This window comes from endosymbiont of Lamellibrachia barhami (assembly GCF_011947365.2).
Taxonomy (GTDB): domain Bacteria; phylum Pseudomonadota; class Gammaproteobacteria; order Chromatiales; family Chromatiaceae; genus QGON01.
This window is the reverse complement of record NZ_JAAVSH020000001.1, coordinates 2048764-2068918: the sequence shown is the minus strand read 5'-3', so window position 1 is coordinate 2068918 and position 20155 is coordinate 2048764. Positions and strand designations below refer to the sequence as shown.

The following is a 20155-nucleotide window of genomic DNA, read 5'->3' as shown; positions in this document are numbered from 1 at the left end:
AACAAAAAGAAACAAGCTGAAACTCACTCAATATTCTGGATCTGTTCCCGCATCTGTTCGATGAGAACCTTCATCTCCACCGCGATGCGGGTGATTTTTACATCGTTCGACTTGGAGGTCAGGGTATTGGCCTCCCGGTTCAACTCCTGCATCAGAAAGTCGAGGCGCCGTCCGACGGGTTCATTGGCGGAGAGCACACGTTCAACCTCTGCAAGATGCGTGTCGAGGCGGTCCATCTCCTCATCCACATCCAACCGTTGGGCGAGCAGAGCCATCTCCTGCTCCAGCCGGGTTTCGTCCAACTCATCCATGACCTCCTGCAGGCGCGTGCGGATGCGCTCTTTGACCTTCTCCAGTACCTCCGGCATCAGTTTGCGGACCTGATCCACCTGCGTCTGCATCGCCTGTCGGCGCTGCCGGATGATCTCACCGAGTCGTCGGCCTTCGCGTTGACGGCTTTCCATCAGACTGTCGAGAGTGAGGCCCAGCAGTTCCATTGCCTGCCTTGTGACCGGGGTGAAGTCCCGCTCCTGTTCCTCAAGGACGCCGGGCCAGCGCAGTAACTCAAACGGGCGCAGATTGGCTTGGGTATCAATTATGTCGGCGACTTCGCTACCGGCGCTGAGTAACTGTTTTACCAGGCGCCGGTTGACGTGGAGTTCAGTCCCGGCGGCGGTGCCCGGCTTGAATTTCAGTGAGCAGTCAAGCTTGCCGCGTCCCAGTTTGGCCGCCAGTTGCTCCCGCACTTTAGTCTCCAGGACGCGCAACTCCTCCGGCAGCCGCACGAAGGCCTCAAGGTAGCGGTGGTTGACGGAGCGGATCTCCCAACTCATTACACCGAGTTCTCCCCGGTACTCTTCCCGCGCAAAAGCGGTCATACTGCTAATCATCTGTCTAACCTGAGGTTGGTAGTCAATTATTCTGAACGCTATATTAGGAATGGTTCAGCATTTCGTGAAGTGTGTATCATAATGCGATTCGCCGGGATGTTGGAGCCACTATTTTCTGAAACCGGTCTTATAATAAGAAAGCATACGCCCGAAAATAAAATTTATTGATGGAAAAAGCCCGCGACAGTTTGCCTTCAGGCACCGTTCTCGACTGTTACGTGATCATGAAACTGGTCGCGAGCGGCGGCTTCAGCCTGATTTATCTGGCGGAAGACGAGGATACCCAGGACGAGGTGATCATCAAGGAGTTTCTGCCAAAGAAGCTGGCCAAGCGTGGGGAGGGTCTTCAGGTCGAGGTCATCAACTCGAAACAGATCGATAATCTTAACCGCAGTCGGCGGCTTTTCTACCAGGAAGCCAAGGTGCTTGCTTCCCTGAGGCATCCGAACATCGTGCAGGTACGGGGTTTTTTCCTGGCCAACGATACCGGCTATCTGGTGATGGATCACGAGCGCGGCAAGAACCTTGCGAGCTATATAAAAAAACGCAGTGGCGGTCTGAGTACCCGTTTTATGTTGACGGTTTTTCCTCCCATCCTGGATGCCCTTGATCTAATCCACTCCAGAAATCTGCTGCATCTCGATATCAAACCCAGCAATATCCATCTGCGTACTGGCGGCAACCCGCTGTTGCTCGATTTCGGCGCGGTTTATCAGGTGGAAGAGAGTGGCGGCGGTCGCAGTGGACGGGTGGTCACCAGCGGGTTTTCCCCGGTGGAGCAGTATTATCAGTCAGGTGATGTCGGACCCTGGAGCGATGTCTATGCCATAGGTGCAAGCATGCGGGCCTGTCTGGACGGCAAGTCGCCACCCTCTGCCATCGAACGTCATGCAGACAACAAGTTGAAGCCGGCAACCCGAGTCTATCGCCGCCGTTATCCCGCTTACCTACTGGAGGCGATCGACTGGGCGATGGAGGTAAACCAGGCAGAGCGGCCGCAAAATGCCGGAGAGCTGCTGACTGCGCTGCAGGGCAAATCAAAACTGAAAGAGAGCCTCGATGACATTGGTGGTGATCTGTCGCGACGTTCGTTCATTAAAGGCGGGAGTCTCTCTACATGAAGTATGAAACCGCCCACTGCACCCTGCTTGGGAATCGCCGGATGAATCAGGACCGCTGCCTGATTCTGGAGGCGCCCGATGCCATGCTGGTGGCTCTGGCCGACGGTATGGGCGGTCACCCGCGTGGTGAGATGGCGGCGCAGATCCTCATGGATACCTGCCGCAGAGCCTTCCTCACCAGCCGCAAGCCTATCACCGGTCCACGGGTTTTTCTCAGTGGATTGATGGAGATGGCGCATCGCCGCATCCTCGATTACGGTCGCGACCAGGAACCCCATATTGAACCACGCACCACTGCAGTGCTCTGCCTGATCCAGGAGGGGCAGGCCTTCTGGGCCCATGTCGGCGACAGCCGGTTCTATATTATGCGTGACAATGTCATCCTCTCCCGTACCGAGGATCACTCCTACGTGGAGCAGTTGCGGCAGCAGGGCATCATCTCCGCCGCTCAGATCCATACCCACCGGTTTCGCAACTACGTGACCCGGTGTCTCGGTGGTATCTCCAATCGTCCTGTAGCGGAACTTGGGGAGCCGCACCGTCTGGAAGGGGGAGATGTCCTGCTGCTCTGCTCAGATGGTTTCTGGGGCAAGTTGCCGGCGCGTCCGATGGTGGAGGCATTTTTTCGTGCCGATCAGTCATTGCAGTCAGCCGTTAACCAGCTCTCATCCCTGGCAGAGAGTAATGGTATGCCGGAGAGTGATAATGTCACTGTAGTGGCTGTACGCTGGCGGCGTGGCACTATCGACCTTCGACCCACTGACTTGGGTATGACTTTAGTGGATAATGCCGCCAGCACTGCGCATCTGCCACGCAGCGAGCATGAGATAAAACAAGCTATCGAAGAGTTGCGCGACGTTGTCGATATTCATCACAGCTCAAAACCTAAGGAGTAACCCATCCAATGAGACCTTCCGGACGTCAGCCCGCCGATCTGCGGGCTGTCAAGATTACCCGTGGTTACACAAAACATGCGGAAGGTTCCGTGCTGGTGGAGTTTGGCGACACCAAGGTTATCTGCACCGCTTCGGTGGAGGCGCGAGTGCCGCGTTTCCTGAAGGGCAAGGGCCGGGGTTGGGTGACTGCTGAATACGGCATGTTGCCCCGTTCCACCACTGAGCGCATGGGGCGTGAGGCCGCTAGAGGAAAACAGGGTGGGCGCACACTGGAGATTCAGCGGCTTATCGGTCGCTCCCTGCGGGCGGCGGTAGATCTTGAGGCGCTGGGGGAGCGCATGATTGCCATCGACTGTGATGTCATTCAGGCGGATGGAGGCACTCGGACTGCCTCCATTACGGGAGCCTGTGTTGCCTTGGTGGACGCTATCTCCCATCTTCGTGAGCAGGATCTGCTGGAGAGAAATCCACTGGTGAATATGATTGCCTCTGTCTCAGTGGGTGTCTTCCAGGGCACTCCGGTATTGGACCTGGACTATGCAGAGGATTCCAATGCCGAGACCGATATGAATGTGGTGATGAACGACAAGGGCGGTTTCATCGAGGTGCAGGGGACCGCCGAAGGCGACGCCTACAGTCGCGATGAGCTTAATGCCATGCTTGATCTTGCGGATCAGGGTATCCGGCAACTGCTTGAGATTCAGCAGGCCGCTTTGAGCGGCTAAACTCTACAGCTTCAGCGAAACTATCCAAATCTCTTGGGTCTAAATCCCCGCCGCGATGACTCCGTAGACAGGTAAATCGTGGCGGGGCACCACTCCACAACTCAATTTCAGGAAAGAGAGCATGACCAGCCGTCACACCGGAGAGCAAATCGTTCTTGCCAGTAATAATGCCGGCAAGGTGCGTGAGATCAACCAATTGCTCGCCGCTGGGCATATCGAGGTGGTGCCACAGCGCGAATTCGATATCCCTGACGCAGTGGAGGACGGTCTCAGCTTCGTCGAAAATGCGATCAAAAAGGCCAGACATGCATCGAGCCTGAGCGGACTGCCCGCCATTGCTGATGACTCGGGTATCGAAGTCGATGCACTCAAGGGTGCACCGGGCATCTACTCCGCCCGTTATGCGGGGGAGGGTGCATCGGACCAGGCAAATCTGGAGAAGCTGCTGGAGAGCCTGAAGGATGTGCCGGAGGAGGCGCGTACCGCCCGCTTCCAGTGCCTTCTGGTCTATATGCGCCATGCAGAGGATCCCACCCCAATCATCTGTCAGGGAACCTGGGAGGGCCGGGTGCTCTTTGAGGCCAGGGGTGACAATGGCTTCGGCTACGACCCGGTCTTCTATGTTCCCACTCACAACTGCACCTCAGCAGAACTTCCGGCGGAAGTGAAGAACAGCCTCAGTCATCGTGGCCAGGCACTGCATAAGTTGCTTGCAGCTCTGACTGAATAGAAATTTATCTAAAGAAACCGGCTGGAGTGCCGACAACCTTGAAACGAGTGGGTGTTTTTCGCAGAAAGGATATCAATATGCAAAAAAAAACGAGGGTGACTGAGAGGCATGTGGCCGCTTTTCAGGTTGAACTGCGATACAAAACAGGGGGTTGTGTTCCTGCCCTGATCAGAAATATCTCACCTGAAGGGGTGCACATGGAGATCGAGACGGCACCCGAGGGGATCGGCGCCGAACTTGATCTGGCATTTACGCTGGAGGGTGAAAATTGGCGGGTGCCTGCAGTCGTCATTCACTCCAATCCAACGGGGATGGGAGTGATGTTCAGAACCCCTGAACACCGCCTGTTCAAGGTCGTTACCGCACCGTTGCAGCGTCCCATTTCACCGGTGGCGGGCAGAGTGATGCTGAGTTGATGTGAGGCAGATCGGCTAGAGGTTCCAGACCGCCTTACAGACATCTGAAGCAAAAAATCGGCAACAAAAAAGCCCGCGTTTCCGCGGGCTTTTTTGTTGAAAGTCCTTATTCAGCGGCCGCTATTCTTTGCGTCCTTAGTGCATCCCATCGTCTTTACTGTGATGAGCCTTATGGCTGTGTCGGGCAGGTGTTGCTGTTGTAGATAGGGAGCACTCCACCGTTCCGGCTTTTGCCGCTGGCAACGGTAAAGTCACCCAACACCATTCCAGGTCCAATCGGTTGAGAGCAACTAGTATGGATCTTGGTGTATAGCTGGCCATCAACGAAGAGTGAGATTTCCGTACTCAAGGTGCCTTTCTTGTCGGTGCCGATGAACGAAAAGGACTCACCCGGTGCAACGGTGCCGGAGAATACGGTGTCACCGTCCTTCTTCTGCACAACCGTCACGTCGATGGTTGCGGATCCGTTGTACTGGAGGGTCAGTTCGGTCACCTTACCGTCGCACTTGCCGCAATCCACGGGTGTCGGGGGTGGGTTAGTGCCGCCATCAACAGGGCAGAGCTCTCCGCCGTTGCGGCTGGTGCCACTGATCACCTCGAAAATACCGGCAATCAGGCCGGGGCCGATAGGCTTGGAGCAGCTGGTGTGAATCTTGGTGTCGAGACTGCCATCAACTGTGATGCTGATCTCGGTGCCCAGGGTACCCTTCTTGTCGGTGCCGCTGAAGGAGAACTCCTCACCAGGTTGAACCATGCCGGAGAAGACAATGCCGCCCTTCTTCTGTGAGACTTCAACGTAGCCAGGAGTAGCTCCATTGTACTTGAGGGTCAGGTTAACCACTTTGCCATCGCAATCACAGGTAGCGGGTGGTGGCGGGGCACCATCAACGGGGCAGAGATTGCCGCCGTTACGGCTGACGCCTTCAATGACCTCAAAGCTACCGGCAATCAAGCCAGGGCCAATCGGCTTGGAGCAGCTGGTGTGGATCTTGGCATCAAGAGCACCATCAACTGTGATGGTAATCTCAGTGCCCAGGGTTCCCTTCTTGTCGGTGCCGCTGAAGGAGAAGGTCTCACCAGGCAGAACCATACCGAAGAAGACAATGCCGCCCTTCTTCTGTGAGACTTCAACGTAGCCAGCAGTAGCTCCATTGTACTTGAGGGTCAGTTCGGTCACCTTTCCATCGCAGACACTGCAGACGACAGGCAGATCTTCGTAGTAGCCGAAGTCGAGCGTGAGGTCGGAACCACCGGAGATGAGGATGGTATCCGCCATGCCGTCGAGTACGGAATCCGGATCGTAGCTCTGGATCATACCGGCCGGCAGGGTAGCCGGGTCGATGTCAACCGTGTGAGATCCAGGGCACAGAGCGATGAAGCCGTAAGCACCGTTTGCATCAGTGATGGTTTCATCAACAGAGTCGATGCTGCCGTCGTTGTTGCAGTCGCTGGTCAGGGAGACGCGGACGTTCGGGATACCTGCTTCGCCGATATCCTGTACGCCATCCATGTTGCTGTCGTTCCAGACATAGTCACCCAGGGATGCGAGGCGAAACATACCGGCATCGATGGTCAGGTTGACTTCGTCCACGGCAACGGTGGTGCATGCGCTCTCACCAGTGGTCGTGTCCGCATCGCTGTCTACCGCATCATCAGCACCTGCGTTTGCAGCGGTGAAGAAGTGGCCGTTCATCTGAGTGAAACGTACGACATAACCCCCTGCATCCAGGCTGGTGAACAGATAGTTGCCATCTGGACCGGTTACAGTGGTTGTTACACTGGTGCCATTGCAGTCGAGCAGCTCAACTGGCACGCCGGGGATACCGGGTTCGCCTGCATCCTGAATGCCGTTGGTGTTCAGGTCTTCAAAGACTCGGTCACCAATACGGGCACTCGGCGGATAGTTGATACCGGCGTCAATGGTGTTGTCGCTATCACCAGATTCCAGAATAACATCATGACTGCGACCGGTTGCAGTGTTGGCGTCACTGTCTATAGTGTCGTCGCCGCCTGAGTTGGCCGGGCTGAAGTTGAAACCAGTCGGCAGGTTATCGAAAGTCACCACATAGCAGCCGGGCAGCAGATTATCGAACTGATAAGCGCCGTTGAGTGTGGAAGTCACTACAACAACATTGCCGTCGGAATCGAGCACTGAATTGGGCGGAATGCTGCAGTCAGTAAGCGTGACGGTTACGTCATCAACGCCATACTCCGTACCTTCCTGAACGCCGTTGCGGTTGTCGTCGAACCAGACATAGTCGCCGAGCGAGACAGTCTCATAGATTCCTGCATCAATGGTGATGTTGGATTCGCCGGTTGCCAGGTCGACACACTGAGTCATGCCGTTCAGAGGATTGGCATCACTGTCACTGGTGTCATCGGTGCCTTGATCAATGGGGCTGAAGCGACCGGTAGCCGAGAGGAATTCAACCTTGTAGCTGCCTGCTGCAAGCGCATCAAACAGATACATGCCGCTGGTATCTGTCGAGGTGGTTGCAACCTGGCTGTCATCGGCACAGTCATACAGGACAACCTGGACGTTCTCGATTCCGTTTTCGTTCGGATCCTGGATACCATCGCCATCCAGATCGCTGAAGACACGGTCACCAAGTTTGGCGGTTGTCACAATGGGCATGTAGACGCCTGCATCGACATCGCGGTTATGCTCGCCGGAGGCCAGTTGGATAGCTGAGGTCCAGCCATTTGAATGGGCATCGTTATCCAGCGCCTCAGAACCGCCCTGGTCCAGTGGGCTGAATTCGTAGCCATCCGGCAGGCTATTATACGTGGTGTTATGGTAGAACTTGACGTGGTAACAGCCAGGCAGCAGACCATCGAAGAGGTAGTTGCCGTTTATGTCGGTGTAGTCGATGTAATAGTTGCCGAAGGGATCGCGAAGGGTGTTTCCATCGCAGTCATAGAGTCTGGCGACCATGTCGTCCGCGTCGATTTCGGAGCCGCTCTGTATGCCGTCGCCGTCGTCATCGTACCAAACGCGGTCGCCAATGGATGCCGGTTCAATGTCGCAATTCAGCGTGAGATTGGGCAGAGAGGATGTTATTGGCAGGGTGTTAATGACTTCACCGTATGCAGAGAATGTCGCAGAACCGGCTTCGTAACCTGGCGCACCGTTGAATTGGTATGAGCCGGTTAGTGGCGGATCGATTGTAACCGTATAGGTGCGCAGTACGCTTCGGGGCCCGGGTTCCATATAGAAGGAACCATCAAGGGCGACAGGTGCCCCTCCAGAGAGGGATTCCAGGGAAGAAGTATAGGTGACGGTCTGATCCCCATCGCCTTTAACGCCGATGGTGTATGAATCACAGCCCATGGCAATAACAGCGCTGAGGCCAGGCCCCGTTGCGTGTGCCTCATTGATTCCGAAGAGCATGAGCATGGCGGCGATCAGCCCCATACCCTTGGTCAGTGTATTTTTCTTTGGTCTGCCCATGGATATGGGTCTGTCCACTGTACTGATGTGCATAGTTCTCCCTCTTGTAAGAAGTGCGACATTGTGTCTGTGGTTCTGTCCGCAACAATCGCGCCATTTATAATGGTGTTGTGCTTGTTGATGTTTACTGATTGAAAATATTGAGAAATCCGTCACGTTATTGGGTGCCATTGAGACAGCGATTGGACCTTGTGTAAGATTTTTCGACAGTGGTAGCGAAGCTGTTTATCGAATTATCAGCAGGCTATTTCGATTACCTGAGGGAAATATAACGATTGAAAGAATTAAAGTATCTAAAATAGTCATTAATTTCACAAATCGTCACGGTGTTTGAGGATGTTTACAGAAAAAGGAATTATTTTCGTGTAATCAGTTGTTTTTAAAGGGTATTTGTGTCTAATCGTGGCGGGAATTTGGTTCTGTGGATGGTGTAAAAAAATCCGACACTATCTGGCGTCTACACAGTTGCAGACAGATCTGGCCTGATGCTTCAGGAAAGGGACACCTTATTGATAGACGATACCGGGCAGCCAAGTCGCCATCTGTGGCCAGAGAGAGAGCAGTTCCAGCATCAGCAACTGGATCAGGATGAAAGGTGCGACGCCGCGATAGATAGCCCCGGTGGTGACTTCAGGCGGAGCAACGCCACGGAGGTAGAAGAGGGCGAAACCGAAGGGCGGGGTGAGAAAGGAGGTCTGCAGATTGATGGCGATCATCACCCCCAACCAGACCGGGTCGAGACCCATGGCCAGCAGGATGGGGCCGACGATCGGGACCACCACGAAGGTGATCTCGATAAAGTCCAGGATGAAGCCGAGCAGAAACATCACCAGCATCACCACCAGCATGGCCCCGAAGACGCCGCCGGGCAGCCCGGTCAGCAGATCGGTGACCACCTCATCGCCGCCGAAACCACGGAATACCAGCGAAAATAGCGAGGCGCCGATGAAGATCAGGAACACCATGCTGGTGATCCTGGTGGTGCCGGTCATGACTGCCTTGAGGGTGGTCAGGTTCAGCTGTTTCTGGCTGAAGGCAAGGAGCATGGCGCCCACGGCGCCGACCGAGGCGGCCTCGGTGGGGGTCGCCAGTCCGCCGAGAATCGAACCCAGTACCGCAACGATCAACAATAGCGGCGGTACCAGCACCTTCAGGACGCGGATCAAGAGGGTTCGCAGATCCTTTTCCCGCTCTGCCTCAGGGATTGCCGGCACCGCATCAGGTTTGAAGATGGCGACACCCCCCAGATAGGCGAGGTAGAGCGCCACGAGCATCAGGCCGGGGATCAGTGCGCCGAGAAACAGATCCCCGACAGAGACCGTGTCCGGTGAGAATATGCCCATATCCAGTTGCGCCTGTTGATAGGCGGCGGAGAGTACGTCTCCCAGCAGTACCAGGACGATGGAGGGTGGAATGATCTGCCCCAATGTACCTGCGGCGCAGATAATGCCGCTGGAGACGCCGGGGTCGTAGTTGCGTTTCAGCATGGTGGGCAGGGAGAGCAGTCCCATGGTCACCACGGTTGCGCCGACGATGCCGGTGCTGGCGGCCAGCAGCATGCCCACCAGGGTGACAGATATGCCCAGTCCACCCCGCATGGGTCCGAACAGGGACGCCATGGTGTCGAGCAGATTCTCTGCCACGCGGGAGCGTTCCAGCATCACCCCCATGAAGATGAACAAGGGTACGGCGATCAGGGTTTGGTTGGTCATGATGCCGTAGAGCCTGTTGGGCAGGGCCGACAGAAAGGCATCGTCGAAGTGACCGGTCAAAGTGCCGAACCAGGCAAAGGCCAGCGCAGTGCCGCCCAGGGAGAAAGCGACGGGATAACCCAGCAGCAGTACCAGGCAGACGGCGAAGAATAGCAGCAGAGGGATAAATTCGGCGCTCATGATTGCCTCTGATCCCCGCTCAGTGTCCGGTGGCCATTCAGTCCGAGATAACAGTGGATGGCCTGGGCCAACCCCTGCAGACCGAGGGTCACGGCCATGAGCAGAATCAGGCTTTTGAGCAAGAATACGCCATCGAGACCACCCGCCTCGCGGGAACCTTCCCAGAACTCCCAGGATTGGACGACATACCCCGCGCTCAGATGGAAGATCATGAAACAGACCGGCAGCAGCAGTAGCAGGCTGCCGAACAGGTCTACCCAGGCGCGTGTGCGTGGGGGAAATCGGTGGTAGAAGATGTCGACCCGTACGTGGCCCTGATGTTTCAGGGTATAGGCGGCGCCCACCAGAAACAGGGTGGCATGCATGTAGGTCACCGACTCCTGCAGCCAGATCCAGCCCAGGTCGAAGACGTACCGCAGGACGACGATGGCGAAAGTGACCAGTACCATCAACAGGCTGAGCCAGGAGACCTGTCTTCCCAGCCAGTCGTTGGTGTTTTCGATAGCCGCGGCCAGTCGCTCCAGTTGTTCATTCATAGGTTACAGCGGCAGAGGGTTGCGATTGTACGGGCAGGGCGTTACCAGCGAAACAGCACCCACTGAGGTACGGAGACATTGGTGGGATCACTGCCCCGTGAGTCGAATTCCCCGTCGCCGTCCCTGTCGAGCATATAGTAGGGTGGGCCAAACTGAGGCACGACCTTGACCATATAGAGCAGACCGTTGACCCGGTATTCGTAGAGGGTGCCCTCCTCCTGCTTGATGATGGTGACTTCCGGCTCCAGGGTCTCACCACTGACAACAGGCGGTGGGATATCTGGTGGTTCAGGTGCAGCAGAGGGTTCTGCGGCCATTGACTGGATGGAAAAAACGCTCGAGCCTGCAAAGAGTAGCGCCAGCAGTTTATTCATTGTCATCTCCTAAGGAGCCTAAAGTTCAAGCAGCATCTCCTGCTCTTCCGCTGAAGGTTCGAAGCCACGGCTCTCGTAGTGCGCAAAGATAGCATCCACCACCTCTTGCGGCTCGTTACAGACCTGCACCAGATCGAGGTCGGAGGGTGAAATGGTACCGGCTTCACAAAGTGAGCCGCGGAACCAATCCAGCAAACCCCGCCAGAATTTGTCATCCACCAGGATAATCGGGATCTCCCTGGTCTTGCGGGTCTGCACCAGGGTCAGGATCTCCGCCATCTCATCCAGGGTGCCGAAGCCGCCGGGCATGACCACATAGGCGGAAGCGTATTTTACGAACATCACCTTTCTGGAGAAAAAGTGTTTGAAGTTGAGGGAGATATCCTGATAGGGGTTGCCCACCTGCTCCATCGGAAGCTGGATGTTCAGGCCGATACTGGTTGATTTCCCCTCGAAAGCCCCTTTGTTGGCTGCCTCCATGATGCCGGGGCCGCCACCGCTGACTACCGAGAAGCCGCTGTCGGAGAGGCGTCGTGCAATCTCTTCCGCCAGGGCATAGTTCGGGTGGCTGCGGGGGGGTCCGGGCGGAGCCGAAGAAACTCACCGAGGGCCGGATCTGTCCCAACTGCTCGAATCCTTCCACGAATTCGGCCATGATTTGAAAAACCCGCCAGGATTCACGGGTCAGCTGTTTTTCCGCCAGTGGCCGGGTCGTGGAACGCCGGTCTTTGATCTGGATGCTCATGACTTGCTCGATATCTAGATAGTGGAAAGGAGGGACGCATCCATCATATCAAGGCCACGAAACAGATGCTTGAATGGTTGCAATGGCAAAATGCTCTGCGTACTCTTCTCGCCCACACAGCGCTAAACTTCCTGGCAACAAGATGTCTGACCTGAACCCCGGCCAACGTGATGCCGTTCGATATGTCGACGGTCCCCTGCTGGTGCTCGCCGGAGCGGGCAGTGGCAAGACCCGGGTGATCACCACCAAGATCGCACACCTGGTGGAGCAGTGCGGCTACAATCTGCGCAACATCACCGCCGTCACCTTCACCAACAAGGCGGCGCGGGAGATGAAAGCGCGTGTGGGCAAGCAGTTGGGCGGTAAAGCGGGCAGCGGGGTGAACATCTCCACCTTCCATACCTTGGGACTGAATATACTGCGCCGGGAGCTGAAGCGGCTCGGTTACAAACCCGGCTTCTCCATCTTCGACGATCAGGACAGCGCCACCCTGCTCAAGGATCTGCTGAAGCGTCAGAACAGCGGTGACGAGGCGGTGGTCTCCAGCGCCCAGTGGCGTATCTCGGACTGGAAGAATGATCTGGTCAGTTCGGAAGCCGCGCTCAGTCAGGCGGAAGACGACCTGGAAGCAGGCAATGCGCGGCTCTTTGCCGAGTATCAGCGTCATCTAAAGGCCTATAACGCAGTTGATTTCGATGACTTGATCCTGTTGCCGGTACAGCTTTTCCGGGATCATCCGGATGCCCTTGACGAGTGGCAGAACCGCATCCGCTATCTGCTGGTGGACGAGTATCAGGACACCAATCTGGCCCAGTATGAGCTGGTCAAACAGTTGGTGGGTGTGCGGGCGAGGTTCACTGTGGTTGGCGATGATGACCAGTCGATTTACGCCTGGCGTGGTGCCCGGCCGGAGAACCTGGCGCAGTTGAAGGCGGATTTTCCGATCCTCAAGGTCACCAAGCTGGAACAGAACTACCGCTCCAGCGGCCGCATCCTGAAGGCGGCGAACCATCTGATCGCCAATAATCCCCACGTCTTCGAGAAGCGGCTCTGGTGTGAGCTGGGACCGGGAGACCCGCTGCGGGTACTGGAGTGCCGCAGTGAGGAGCATGAAGCTGAACGAGTGGTTTCTGAGATCCTGCACCACAAATTCACCAGCCGCTGCAACTATGGCGACTACGCGATTCTCTATCGTGGCAACCACCAGGCGCGTGTCTTTGAAAAAGCGCTGCGCACCCACAACATCCCCTATTTTCTCAGTGGTGGCACCTCCTTCTTCTCCCGTACCGAGGTGAAGGATGCGATGGCCTATCTGCGGCTGCTGGCGAATCCGGATGACGACACCGCCTTTCTGCGTATCGTCAACACGCCGCGCCGGGAGATAGGTCCCTCCACCCTGGAAAAGTTGGGTGGTTACGCCCAGCAGCGGGAGGTCGGTATGTTGGCCGCCTGTGATGAACTGGGTTTGCAGACCCAGCTTTCGAGCCGGCCGCTGGAACGTCTGCAACGCTTCTCGCAGATGATCGATCACTTTGCCCGTCGTGCCGAAAACGAAAACCCGGTGAAGGTGATTCGCAGTCTGATCCTGGAAATTCAGTACGAGGATTGGGTGCGGGAGAACAGCAGCAGTGATGCGGTGAGTGAAAGGCGCATGGGTAACGTCAACGATCTGCTGGAGTGGCTCAATGCCCTGCAGAATGGCGAGCTGCAGGAGAAGACCCTGGCGGAGATGGTCAACCATCTGACCCTGATGGATGTGCTGGAGCGCCAGAATGAAGAGGAGGTGGGTGAGCAGGTCCATCTGATGACGCTGCACGCGGCCAAGGGGCTGGAGTTCCCTCACGTCTTTCTGGTCGGCATGGAGGAGGAGCTGCTGCCCCACCGTACCAGCATCGAGGATGAGAACATCGAAGAGGAGCGGCGTCTCGCCTACGTCGGCATCACCCGCGCCCAGCGCAGTCTGACCATGACCTATGCGGCGAAACGCAAACGCTTCGGAGAGATCATCCGTTGCGAACCCAGCCGTTTTCTGCAGGAACTGCCGGAAGACGATCTGGTGTGGGAGGGCAAGAAGAGCAAGCTGTCGAAAGAGGAGAAGCAGGAGCGCGGCAGCGCACATCTGGCCAATCTCAAGTCGATGCTCTCGTGAGTCAGAAAGGGGCTCGGAGTCAAATTTGACTCCGAGCCCTTGTGTGCTAGCTAAGTCAGGCTTACTGATTGCTCAGCCAATCTGCAATGGTCTCTATTTCGGTATCAGAGACACCTGCAATGATTCCCTTCATGATGATCGACTGGCCGTTGTTACGGGCGCCGTTCTTGATGTCCTTCATCTGCGCTACGAGGTAGGCAGGACTCTGTCCGGCCAGCGTGGGGTAGATCGGCATTATGGTCGTTTTGCCATCTGCCCCATGACAGCCTGCACAGCCTTTGGCGGCATAGAGAGCGGCGCCCTCAGATCCACCGGCAGCCGGTGCGGGAGCCGCTACTGGGGCGGGTGCCGGGGCAGCAGGAGCTGGTGTAGCCGCCGGAGCAGCAGCGACTGGAGCTGAGGCAGCAGCCGGTGCAGGCTGTCCCTCAATGGCAACTGTACCGACCGGCTTGATCCGGGACAGCACATCATCACGGTCATCAGCCATTACCTGGTTCGCGGAAACCAGGGCCATGGCGCCAGCCAGCGCAATACTCATAGGGGCGGCAAACTTATTCACAGGCATCTTCCTCCACAAAAGGATTCAATCAATGGTCCGCTGTCGCGAGCCCAGTATTAGTAAATCAGCGGATTATACAGGCAGGAAGAGAAAAGCGCGAACCGGCATAGACGCACACTTGGGGGGCGGGTAAAATACGCGATCTTCGCGCCCGTAGCTCAGCTGGATAGAGTACCGCCCTCCGAAGGCGGTGGTCACAGGTTCAACTCCTGTCGGGCGCGCCATTTTTGTTTATAAAAAAACAATTCGTTACATGGAAAGTTCCCGGAATTAATAATGACTGTTAATAGGATGCGACAGTCTAATGCCTTCCTAATGCCTTCCTAATGCCTTCCTAATGCCTTCCTAATGTCTAGTGTTTTAACTCAAGATCCCCCTAAATCGCTTTGATTCCACACCGTGATGGGGCTGGGAACACAGTGCACCTTACTAAGCTGCTGCCGCGTCGTTTTCCGTACTATTCACTTGCGTGCTCATCTCAGTCATCTAAATTGATGACTTGGGAACTTTTTGTTGGACGCCAAAATAAACCCCAGCCATCTGCCCGGTTGGAGCCTCGGTCGGGTTGCAGCCGAAATGATGCAAGGATCTGGTAAGTCTTTTCTTGGCATCAGACGGTTCATGAGGAGATACGTAGCTCCCCAGGTGCTATCGGCGCAATCAGGATTTTGAGGACTACCTTGCCGCCAATGAAGAGCCAATCTGGAAAAACTCAAAATTGCGCGATCCGTTCTGGCGCTACAATCCTGTCACCCAAAAACCGAAAGATGAGCCAGAAAAACCAGTTACCGGTGACTAAACTCCGCTTAAGACCGCTTAAGACCGCTTTAAAGCGCCCTTTAGCGACCTCTTTATTGACCTCTTTAGTGATCCCTTCTACACTTCTTTCGAAGACTCTTTAGCCAAAAGGCGAAATCATGCCACACGCAATTTTTGCCGATGTTGTCGGCTCAATTTCTGAACTAAAGCGCAATCCCTCCAAGTTTGTCTCGGCGGGGCACGGTGGGCCTGTGGCTGTGCTCAACCGCGATACACCCGAGTTCTATTGCGTACCAGCCGAACTCTTTGAAGAGATGGTGGGGCGCCTGGACGATATCGAACTTGCTACCATCGCCCGTGAGCGCTTGAGTCGTGCTGATGAGGCCATTGCGGTTTCGTTGGATGACCTATGAACTAAGATTCATGCCAGAGGCGCTGGCCGAGTGGCACGCTCTCGATCAAAGCATTCGGAGGCCACTCAAAAACAAACTTGAGAAAGTCCTCGAAAGCCCTATCCGCCCTGCCGCCAGACTGTCTGGAATGCCAGATTGTTACAAGATCAAACAGCGTGGCTCAGGTTACCGGCTGGTCTATCACGTAGATCAGGGAGATGTCGTTGTCCTTGTCCTCTCCGTGGGCAAACGCGAGAGAAACCGGGCCTACAAAGCCGCAAAGAGTAGACTTGTCGAATGATGACTAATCACAAACAAGTCTGCCCCGGATTATTCATTATTCAAAGCTGACATATCCATGCCAGCAGAGATGAGGTAGTCACGCAGGTGGTGGATATCCTGCTTGCTGTATGTGCTGCTGTGGTGGGGACGATGCAAAGTGCCTTCCACTCCATTCAGGATAATTCGCATGCGTGCACCGTGGCCTGCCTGGATGTCGGCTCCAAGATGTCGCAGCAGTGATTCAATATCCCGCCAATGGATATTGCCGCCGGCAGGCCCCTGGAGAATCGCATGCAGAATGCGTGAATGTTTTTGACTCATAGCGAGTGAGTATAAAACAGTGTGGGTTGTTGCGCTGACTTGGTGACACGAAACACGCTGTCAAATATCGAGAAGGTCTCAAGTTCCCCCCCCTATTGACGCTAAACCCCTCAGTTGTCCGGTTTTTACTAAAAAGAAGCGTCGCATGAAGGTCAATCTTCCAGTTACTGATAACGAGCAGGTCATGCGAGACGGTCAGACGATCGTCTCCAAGACAGATTTGAAGGGAATCATCACCTTTGCCAACCAGGATTTTATCGATATCAGTGGCTTCACTGAAGCTGAGATGATTGGGAAAAATCACAACATCGTGCGCCATCCGGATGTGCCTGCTGGCGCGTTCGGGGATCTGTGGCAGACCCTCAAGGCGGGGCGTCCCTGGACGGGAATTGTAAAAAACCGTTGTAAAAACGGTGACTTCTACTGGGTGGAAGCCAACGTGGCACCCATTTTTGAAGCGGGTGAGATTGCCGGTTATCTTTCGGTACGCAACAAACCCAGCCGCGAGCAGATCTCGGCAGCGGAAACCGTCTACAAATTGGCGGCGGAAGGCAAGGTCGGCCTGCGCGAGGGTAGTGTAATCCGCTCACCCTGGCGTGATCGGCTCAACCTGTTTCGCCGCTTTAGTATTTTGAAGAAGCTGATGGTGGTTTCGGCCATTCCCGTTATTGCGGTGATCCTGTTTGCTTCCGTTTTGATTCTGGACAGATGGCAGGGGCTGCAAGTTGTGGAGACGGAACAGCTCGGCGTGGAACACCTGACGTACCTGAAGCAGACCCTGCGCCACATCGCGGACCACCGCAGCCAAAGTACTGCGTTGCTGGCTGGCGATGGTGGGACCGGTGAGGGCCTTGATGCGCTGGGTAATCAGATTTCGGATGATCTCGTCAGGATCCGGCAACTTGTGGGGCAACATCAGAACCGCTTCCAGTTGGAGGAAAATCTGGAGGGGCTCGAAAGTTACTGGGAAGAGATTCGCGAAGGGTATAGAGATCATGGCCCGGCCGAGAATGTCTTCCTGCATACTGAACTTCAGTCTGACCTGATGCAGATGTTCCGCCTGCTGGGCAAGCATTCCGGGCTGAAGCAGGATCCAAATGTGAACACGCAGAATTGGAGCATCCTGCTCATCGAACTGCTGCCGCAGATGGCGGATTTTCTAAGTCAATCTCAATCCATCGTAACGGCACTGCAGGCAAGTGGGGAGTTGGATGAAGAGAGTGAATCCGGACTGACCAATACTTTTTACAGTTTGACGATCCTGGATGAGCGTTCCAGAAGATTGCTGGAGGAGACGACAGCGAACACCCCCGGGTTGGAAGAGAAAACAACGTCACCTTTTGGTGAGTACAAATACGCCTCCTCCGGACTCCTGCCGGCAATGCAGGAGCTCATGGCGAACAAGGTGTTGACCGGAGAGGAGTCCGGCGTCACGCCGGAGGATTTCTCCAACCGATCGGTGCAGGGAATAGATGGTCTTTTGCAACTGTTCGATATCGGCGTCGAGCAGATCTATGCGGGCCTGAGTTTGCGTGAACAGGAGGCAATGAAGGTTGTATATTTCGCAGTGGGTGCAGCGCTGTTCATCGTGCTTGCCACAATCCTCATCAGCTATATCCTGCTGCGCAGAAGTGTGGCCATTCCACTCCAGGAGACGCTGAAGATATTTCGCCGTATCAGTTCCGGTGAATATCACAACAGGATTGAACCGACATCGGAAGATGAGATCAGCAATGTGCTGCGCGGCCTGAAGGCGATGCAGATCAAGCTCGGCTTCGATATCACAGAGGCCGAACGCCGGGCAGACGAGGCCCTGCGGATCCAGACGGCGCTAGACAATGTCTCCAGCAGCGTGATGGTTGCGGACAGGGATCACAACATCATCTACATCAACAGAGCTGCGCAGAAACTGTTCCATGATATTGAGAAGGAGATCCTGACGGAGATCTCTGATTTTTCCGCCGAGGCTATCATTGGCACAAGTATCGACCGCTTCCACAAACATCCTGAGCAGCAACGCCAGTTACTTGACCAGTTGACCACTACAGACCGATCCCGGATCAACCTCGGCAGTCGCATCTTTGATATTGCAAGCAGCCCGGTCATGGATGATGAGGGGGAGCGACAGGGTACTGCGACCGAATGGAGTGATGTTACCGAACAGGTTCAGGTTGAAGAGGAAGTGGCCGCTGTGGTGGAAGGCGTGGTGCAGGGAGAGCTACAACAGCACATCGATCTTGAAGGCAAGCATGGATTCATGAGGAGCCTTGGTACAGGTATCAACAGACTTACCCAAGTTGTAGCTGAGAGTGTTTCAGAGATGGAAGCGGTCCTCGGTTCTCTTTCCGATGGTGATCTGACCCGTAAACTCAGTGAAGAGAGTGAGGGGGCTTTTGGGCGTTTGTCTGAAGCGGCAAACCGGACGGTGGACAAGCTCAGAAACATGGTTCAGGAGATTCAATCCTCCGCCGACGCCATCACCCAATCCACCTCTGAGATTGCCTCCGGTAGCACGGAGATGTCCCGGCGTGCAGAGACACAGGCTTCAAGCCTGGAAGAGACTGCTGCCAGCATGGAGGAGTTGACCAGCACGGTACAGCAAAATGCAGAAAACGCCTCTGTCGCCAATCAATTGGCAATTGCGGGCAGGAGTGTCGGAGAACAGGGTGGCGTGGTGGTGACCCAGACTGTCCAGGCGATGGAAGAGATCAGCCAGTCAAGCAGTAAGATCGCCAACATCATTGGGGTTATCGATGAGATCGCCTTCCAGACCAATCTACTGGCACTCAACGCTTCGGTGGAGGCGGCGCGTGCAGGAGAAAAGGGGCGTGGTTTTGCCGTGGTGGCGGCCGAGGTGAGAAACCTGGCGCAACGCAGTGCCACTGCTGCCGGGGAGATAAAGACGTTGATCAAGGACAGTGAAGAAAAAGTGGCGACAGGCTCCGATCTGGTCAACAAATCAGGGGAGACCCTGAGAGAGATGATTGACGCCATGACAAAGGTCGGTGATGTGGTCTCTGAGATTGCAGCTGCCAGTTCGGAGCAGGCGGAGGGCATTCGGCAGGTAAACCAGGCAGTCATCCAGCTGGACGACAGCACGCAACAGAATGCGGCGCTGAGTGAGGAGACTTCGGCGGCCAGTCAATCCCTCGATGACCAAGCCAAGCGGCTGGTGGAGCTGGTAAGCAATTTCACCCTGCCTGGGAAATAATCCGCTAGTGTGATCACGCTGTATTTGTCCCTAAAGTTATGGTGGGTATAGCCGATACACCTCCTAAGATTTCTGGGAATATAACGCGATTTATGCGCGGAGAGGACAAGATGAAAAGAGGATTGTTAGCGTTAATTGGGTTATTCGCCAGCTTTTTCGTTATGGCAGGCACCATCAACTACGAAGGTTCCTCCACGATCGGAAAATTCATATCCGATGCCGACAAGATCTACGTGGGATCCTCATTCAAGATAAATGATGATAGCGAAAGCCTGGGTGGCGAGCAGTGTGCCACCTGGGATACGTGTGAGCTGGGTGGAGTCGCCCGCATGGTCGACCCCAGTGCGCTGGAGCAGGGCGTTCATGCGGTGATGATCGGCAAAGACGCTATTGCCGCAGTGGTCAATATTCGTAACCCGGTGACCCGGCTCTCCAAAACGCAACTCAGAGATGGTTACGGGAAGACTCAAGAACTGGAAAGAGCTGGAGGTCAAGATCTGATGATCAAGCCCTATATCGTCAAACCTGCATCCGCCACTACCGCGTGTTCCAGAAAAGTGATGGCTGGCGCTGAGTATTCTGGGACTGCGGTGGTCTCTCCCGACAGAAAGATTGCTGCTCCGGGTGATCTATGAACGGGGGCGCTTATTTGGCTGACTGTCTGGCCTTCCTCAAGAGCAATACGTAACTGAACGAAGCACAACAA

General features: G+C 55.4%; 17 protein-coding genes, 1 tRNA gene and 1 pseudogene. 11 read left to right on the top strand and 8 right to left on the bottom strand.

Features of this window, described 5'->3' with window-relative positions:
• Positions 1 to 23: 23 nt before the first annotated feature.
• Complete coding sequence (locus G9Q73_RS09295) at positions 24 to 890, bottom strand: YicC/YloC family endoribonuclease (RefSeq protein ID WP_177419538.1); 867 nt, start codon at positions 888 to 890, stop codon at positions 24 to 26.
• A 167-nt stretch (positions 891 to 1057) separates the two neighbouring features.
• Here G9Q73_RS09295 and G9Q73_RS09290 point away from each other — a divergent pair, with 167 nt between their 5' ends.
• The 5 genes from G9Q73_RS09290 to G9Q73_RS09270 all read left to right on the top strand — a co-directional run bounded on the left by G9Q73_RS09290 (position 1058) and on the right by G9Q73_RS09270 (position 4778).
• Positions 1058 to 2011, top strand: coding sequence for a serine/threonine protein kinase (locus tag G9Q73_RS09290; protein WP_177419537.1), 954 nt, complete (start codon positions 1058 to 1060; stop codon positions 2009 to 2011).
• Positions 2008 to 2907 (top strand): PP2C family protein-serine/threonine phosphatase, encoded by a 900-nt coding sequence (locus tag G9Q73_RS09285; RefSeq protein WP_177419536.1) that lies wholly within the window; start codon positions 2008 to 2010, stop codon positions 2905 to 2907. The genes G9Q73_RS09290 and G9Q73_RS09285 overlap by 4 nt, the downstream gene beginning before the upstream one ends.
• Positions 2908 to 2915: 8 nt before the next feature.
• Positions 2916 to 3632: a ribonuclease PH gene (gene rph / locus G9Q73_RS09280; protein WP_177419535.1), complete on the top strand. Its 717-nt coding sequence runs from the start codon at positions 2916 to 2918 to the stop codon at positions 3630 to 3632.
• A 121-nt stretch (positions 3633 to 3753) separates the two neighbouring features.
• Positions 3754 to 4362 (top strand): RdgB/HAM1 family non-canonical purine NTP pyrophosphatase, encoded by a 609-nt coding sequence (gene rdgB, locus G9Q73_RS09275; RefSeq protein ID WP_177419534.1) that lies wholly within the window; start codon positions 3754 to 3756, stop codon positions 4360 to 4362.
• A gap of 77 nt (positions 4363 to 4439) precedes the next feature.
• Positions 4440 to 4778, top strand: a complete 339-nt coding sequence (locus tag G9Q73_RS09270) for a hypothetical protein (RefSeq protein WP_177419533.1) — start codon at positions 4440 to 4442, stop codon at positions 4776 to 4778.
• Positions 4779 to 4947: 169 nt separating this feature from the next.
• Here the strand turns inward: G9Q73_RS09270 and G9Q73_RS09265 are convergent, their stop codons facing one another.
• The 5 genes and pseudogenes from G9Q73_RS09265 to G9Q73_RS09245 form a co-directional block, all read right to left on the bottom strand.
• Positions 4948 to 8262 (bottom strand): SdrD B-like domain-containing protein, encoded by a 3315-nt coding sequence (locus G9Q73_RS09265; protein ID WP_177419532.1) that lies wholly within the window; start codon positions 8260 to 8262, stop codon positions 4948 to 4950.
• 473 nt (positions 8263 to 8735) lie between these two features.
• Entirely contained in the window at positions 8736 to 10121 is a 1386-nt protein-coding gene (locus G9Q73_RS09260) for a TRAP transporter large permease (protein ID WP_177419531.1), read from the bottom strand.
• Complete coding sequence (locus G9Q73_RS09255) at positions 10118 to 10657, bottom strand: TRAP transporter small permease subunit (RefSeq protein WP_177419530.1); 540 nt, start codon at positions 10655 to 10657, stop codon at positions 10118 to 10120. Before G9Q73_RS09255 ends, G9Q73_RS09260 begins: the two co-directional genes overlap by 4 nt.
• 41 nt (positions 10658 to 10698) lie before the next feature.
• A complete protein-coding gene (locus tag G9Q73_RS09250) occupies positions 10699 to 11031 on the bottom strand; it encodes a DUF2782 domain-containing protein (protein ID WP_177419529.1) in 333 nt (110 codons plus the stop codon).
• A gap of 18 nt (positions 11032 to 11049) precedes the next feature.
• Positions 11050 to 11776 (bottom strand): annotated as a pseudogene (locus G9Q73_RS09245) (LOG family protein).
• Between the two features lie 142 nt (positions 11777 to 11918).
• Here G9Q73_RS09245 and rep point away from each other — a divergent pair.
• Positions 11919 to 13925 (top strand): DNA helicase Rep, encoded by a 2007-nt coding sequence (gene rep / locus G9Q73_RS09240; protein WP_177419528.1) that lies wholly within the window; start codon positions 11919 to 11921, stop codon positions 13923 to 13925.
• Between the two features lie 61 nt (positions 13926 to 13986).
• Here rep and G9Q73_RS20180 read toward each other — a convergent pair whose 3' ends face one another.
• Positions 13987 to 14484, bottom strand: coding sequence for a c-type cytochrome (locus tag G9Q73_RS20180; RefSeq protein WP_369408866.1), 498 nt, complete (start codon positions 14482 to 14484; stop codon positions 13987 to 13989).
• Between the two features lie 147 nt (positions 14485 to 14631).
• Here G9Q73_RS20180 and G9Q73_RS09230 point away from each other — a divergent pair.
• From G9Q73_RS09230 to G9Q73_RS09220, 3 genes are all read left to right on the top strand, one after another.
• Positions 14632 to 14708 (top strand) — tRNA-Arg (locus tag G9Q73_RS09230).
• A gap of 693 nt (positions 14709 to 15401) precedes the next feature.
• Positions 15402 to 15656, top strand: coding sequence for a type II toxin-antitoxin system Phd/YefM family antitoxin (locus tag G9Q73_RS09225; protein ID WP_177419527.1), 255 nt, complete (start codon positions 15402 to 15404; stop codon positions 15654 to 15656).
• Complete coding sequence (locus G9Q73_RS09220) at positions 15646 to 15936, top strand: type II toxin-antitoxin system RelE family toxin (protein ID WP_177419526.1); 291 nt, start codon at positions 15646 to 15648, stop codon at positions 15934 to 15936. The genes G9Q73_RS09225 and G9Q73_RS09220 overlap by 11 nt, the downstream gene beginning before the upstream one ends.
• Before the next feature lie 29 nt (positions 15937 to 15965).
• Here G9Q73_RS09220 and G9Q73_RS09215 read toward each other — a convergent pair whose 3' ends face one another.
• Complete coding sequence (locus tag G9Q73_RS09215; protein WP_177419525.1) at positions 15966 to 16238, bottom strand: type II toxin-antitoxin system HicA family toxin; 273 nt, start codon at positions 16236 to 16238, stop codon at positions 15966 to 15968.
• 145 nt (positions 16239 to 16383) lie between these two features.
• Between G9Q73_RS09215 and G9Q73_RS09210 the strand changes: the two genes are divergently transcribed.
• Together G9Q73_RS09210 and G9Q73_RS09205 are read left to right on the top strand one after the other, a co-directional pair.
• Positions 16384 to 19449: a methyl-accepting chemotaxis protein gene (locus tag G9Q73_RS09210; protein WP_177419524.1), complete on the top strand. Its 3066-nt coding sequence runs from the start codon at positions 16384 to 16386 to the stop codon at positions 19447 to 19449.
• A 110-nt stretch (positions 19450 to 19559) separates the two neighbouring features.
• Positions 19560 to 20084, top strand: a complete 525-nt coding sequence (locus G9Q73_RS09205; RefSeq protein WP_177419523.1) for a type 2 periplasmic-binding domain-containing protein — start codon at positions 19560 to 19562, stop codon at positions 20082 to 20084.
• Positions 20085 to 20155 lie beyond the last annotated feature (71 nt).

Excerpts from the sequence above, each read along its gene's own strand:
- G9Q73_RS09295 (WP_177419538.1), bottom strand. The coding sequence starts at position 890 with ATGATTAGCAGTATGACCGCTTTTGCGCGGGAAGAGTACCGGGGAGAA.
- G9Q73_RS09290 (WP_177419537.1), top strand. The coding sequence starts at position 1,058 with ATGGAAAAAGCCCGCGACAGTTTGCCTTCAGGCACCGTTCTCGACTGT.
- G9Q73_RS09285 (WP_177419536.1), top strand. The coding sequence starts at position 2,008 with ATGAAGTATGAAACCGCCCACTGCACCCTGCTTGGGAATCGCCGGATG.
- rph (WP_177419535.1), top strand. The coding sequence starts at position 2,916 with ATGAGACCTTCCGGACGTCAGCCCGCCGATCTGCGGGCTGTCAAGATT.
- rdgB (WP_177419534.1), top strand. The coding sequence starts at position 3,754 with ATGACCAGCCGTCACACCGGAGAGCAAATCGTTCTTGCCAGTAATAAT.
- G9Q73_RS09270 (WP_177419533.1), top strand. The coding sequence starts at position 4,440 with ATGCAAAAAAAAACGAGGGTGACTGAGAGGCATGTGGCCGCTTTTCAG.
- G9Q73_RS09265 (WP_177419532.1), bottom strand. The coding sequence starts at position 8,262 with ATGCACATCAGTACAGTGGACAGACCCATATCCATGGGCAGACCAAAG.
- G9Q73_RS09260 (WP_177419531.1), bottom strand. The coding sequence starts at position 10,121 with ATGAGCGCCGAATTTATCCCTCTGCTGCTATTCTTCGCCGTCTGCCTG.
- G9Q73_RS09255 (WP_177419530.1), bottom strand. The coding sequence starts at position 10,657 with ATGAATGAACAACTGGAGCGACTGGCCGCGGCTATCGAAAACACCAAC.
- G9Q73_RS09250 (WP_177419529.1), bottom strand. The coding sequence starts at position 11,031 with ATGAATAAACTGCTGGCGCTACTCTTTGCAGGCTCGAGCGTTTTTTCC.
- rep (WP_177419528.1), top strand. The coding sequence starts at position 11,919 with ATGTCTGACCTGAACCCCGGCCAACGTGATGCCGTTCGATATGTCGAC.
- G9Q73_RS09225 (WP_177419527.1), top strand. The coding sequence starts at position 15,402 with ATGCCACACGCAATTTTTGCCGATGTTGTCGGCTCAATTTCTGAACTA.
- G9Q73_RS09220 (WP_177419526.1), top strand. The coding sequence starts at position 15,646 with ATGACCTATGAACTAAGATTCATGCCAGAGGCGCTGGCCGAGTGGCAC.
- G9Q73_RS09215 (WP_177419525.1), bottom strand. The coding sequence starts at position 16,238 with ATGAGTCAAAAACATTCACGCATTCTGCATGCGATTCTCCAGGGGCCT.
- G9Q73_RS09210 (WP_177419524.1), top strand. The coding sequence starts at position 16,384 with ATGAAGGTCAATCTTCCAGTTACTGATAACGAGCAGGTCATGCGAGAC.
- G9Q73_RS09205 (WP_177419523.1), top strand. The coding sequence starts at position 19,560 with ATGAAAAGAGGATTGTTAGCGTTAATTGGGTTATTCGCCAGCTTTTTC.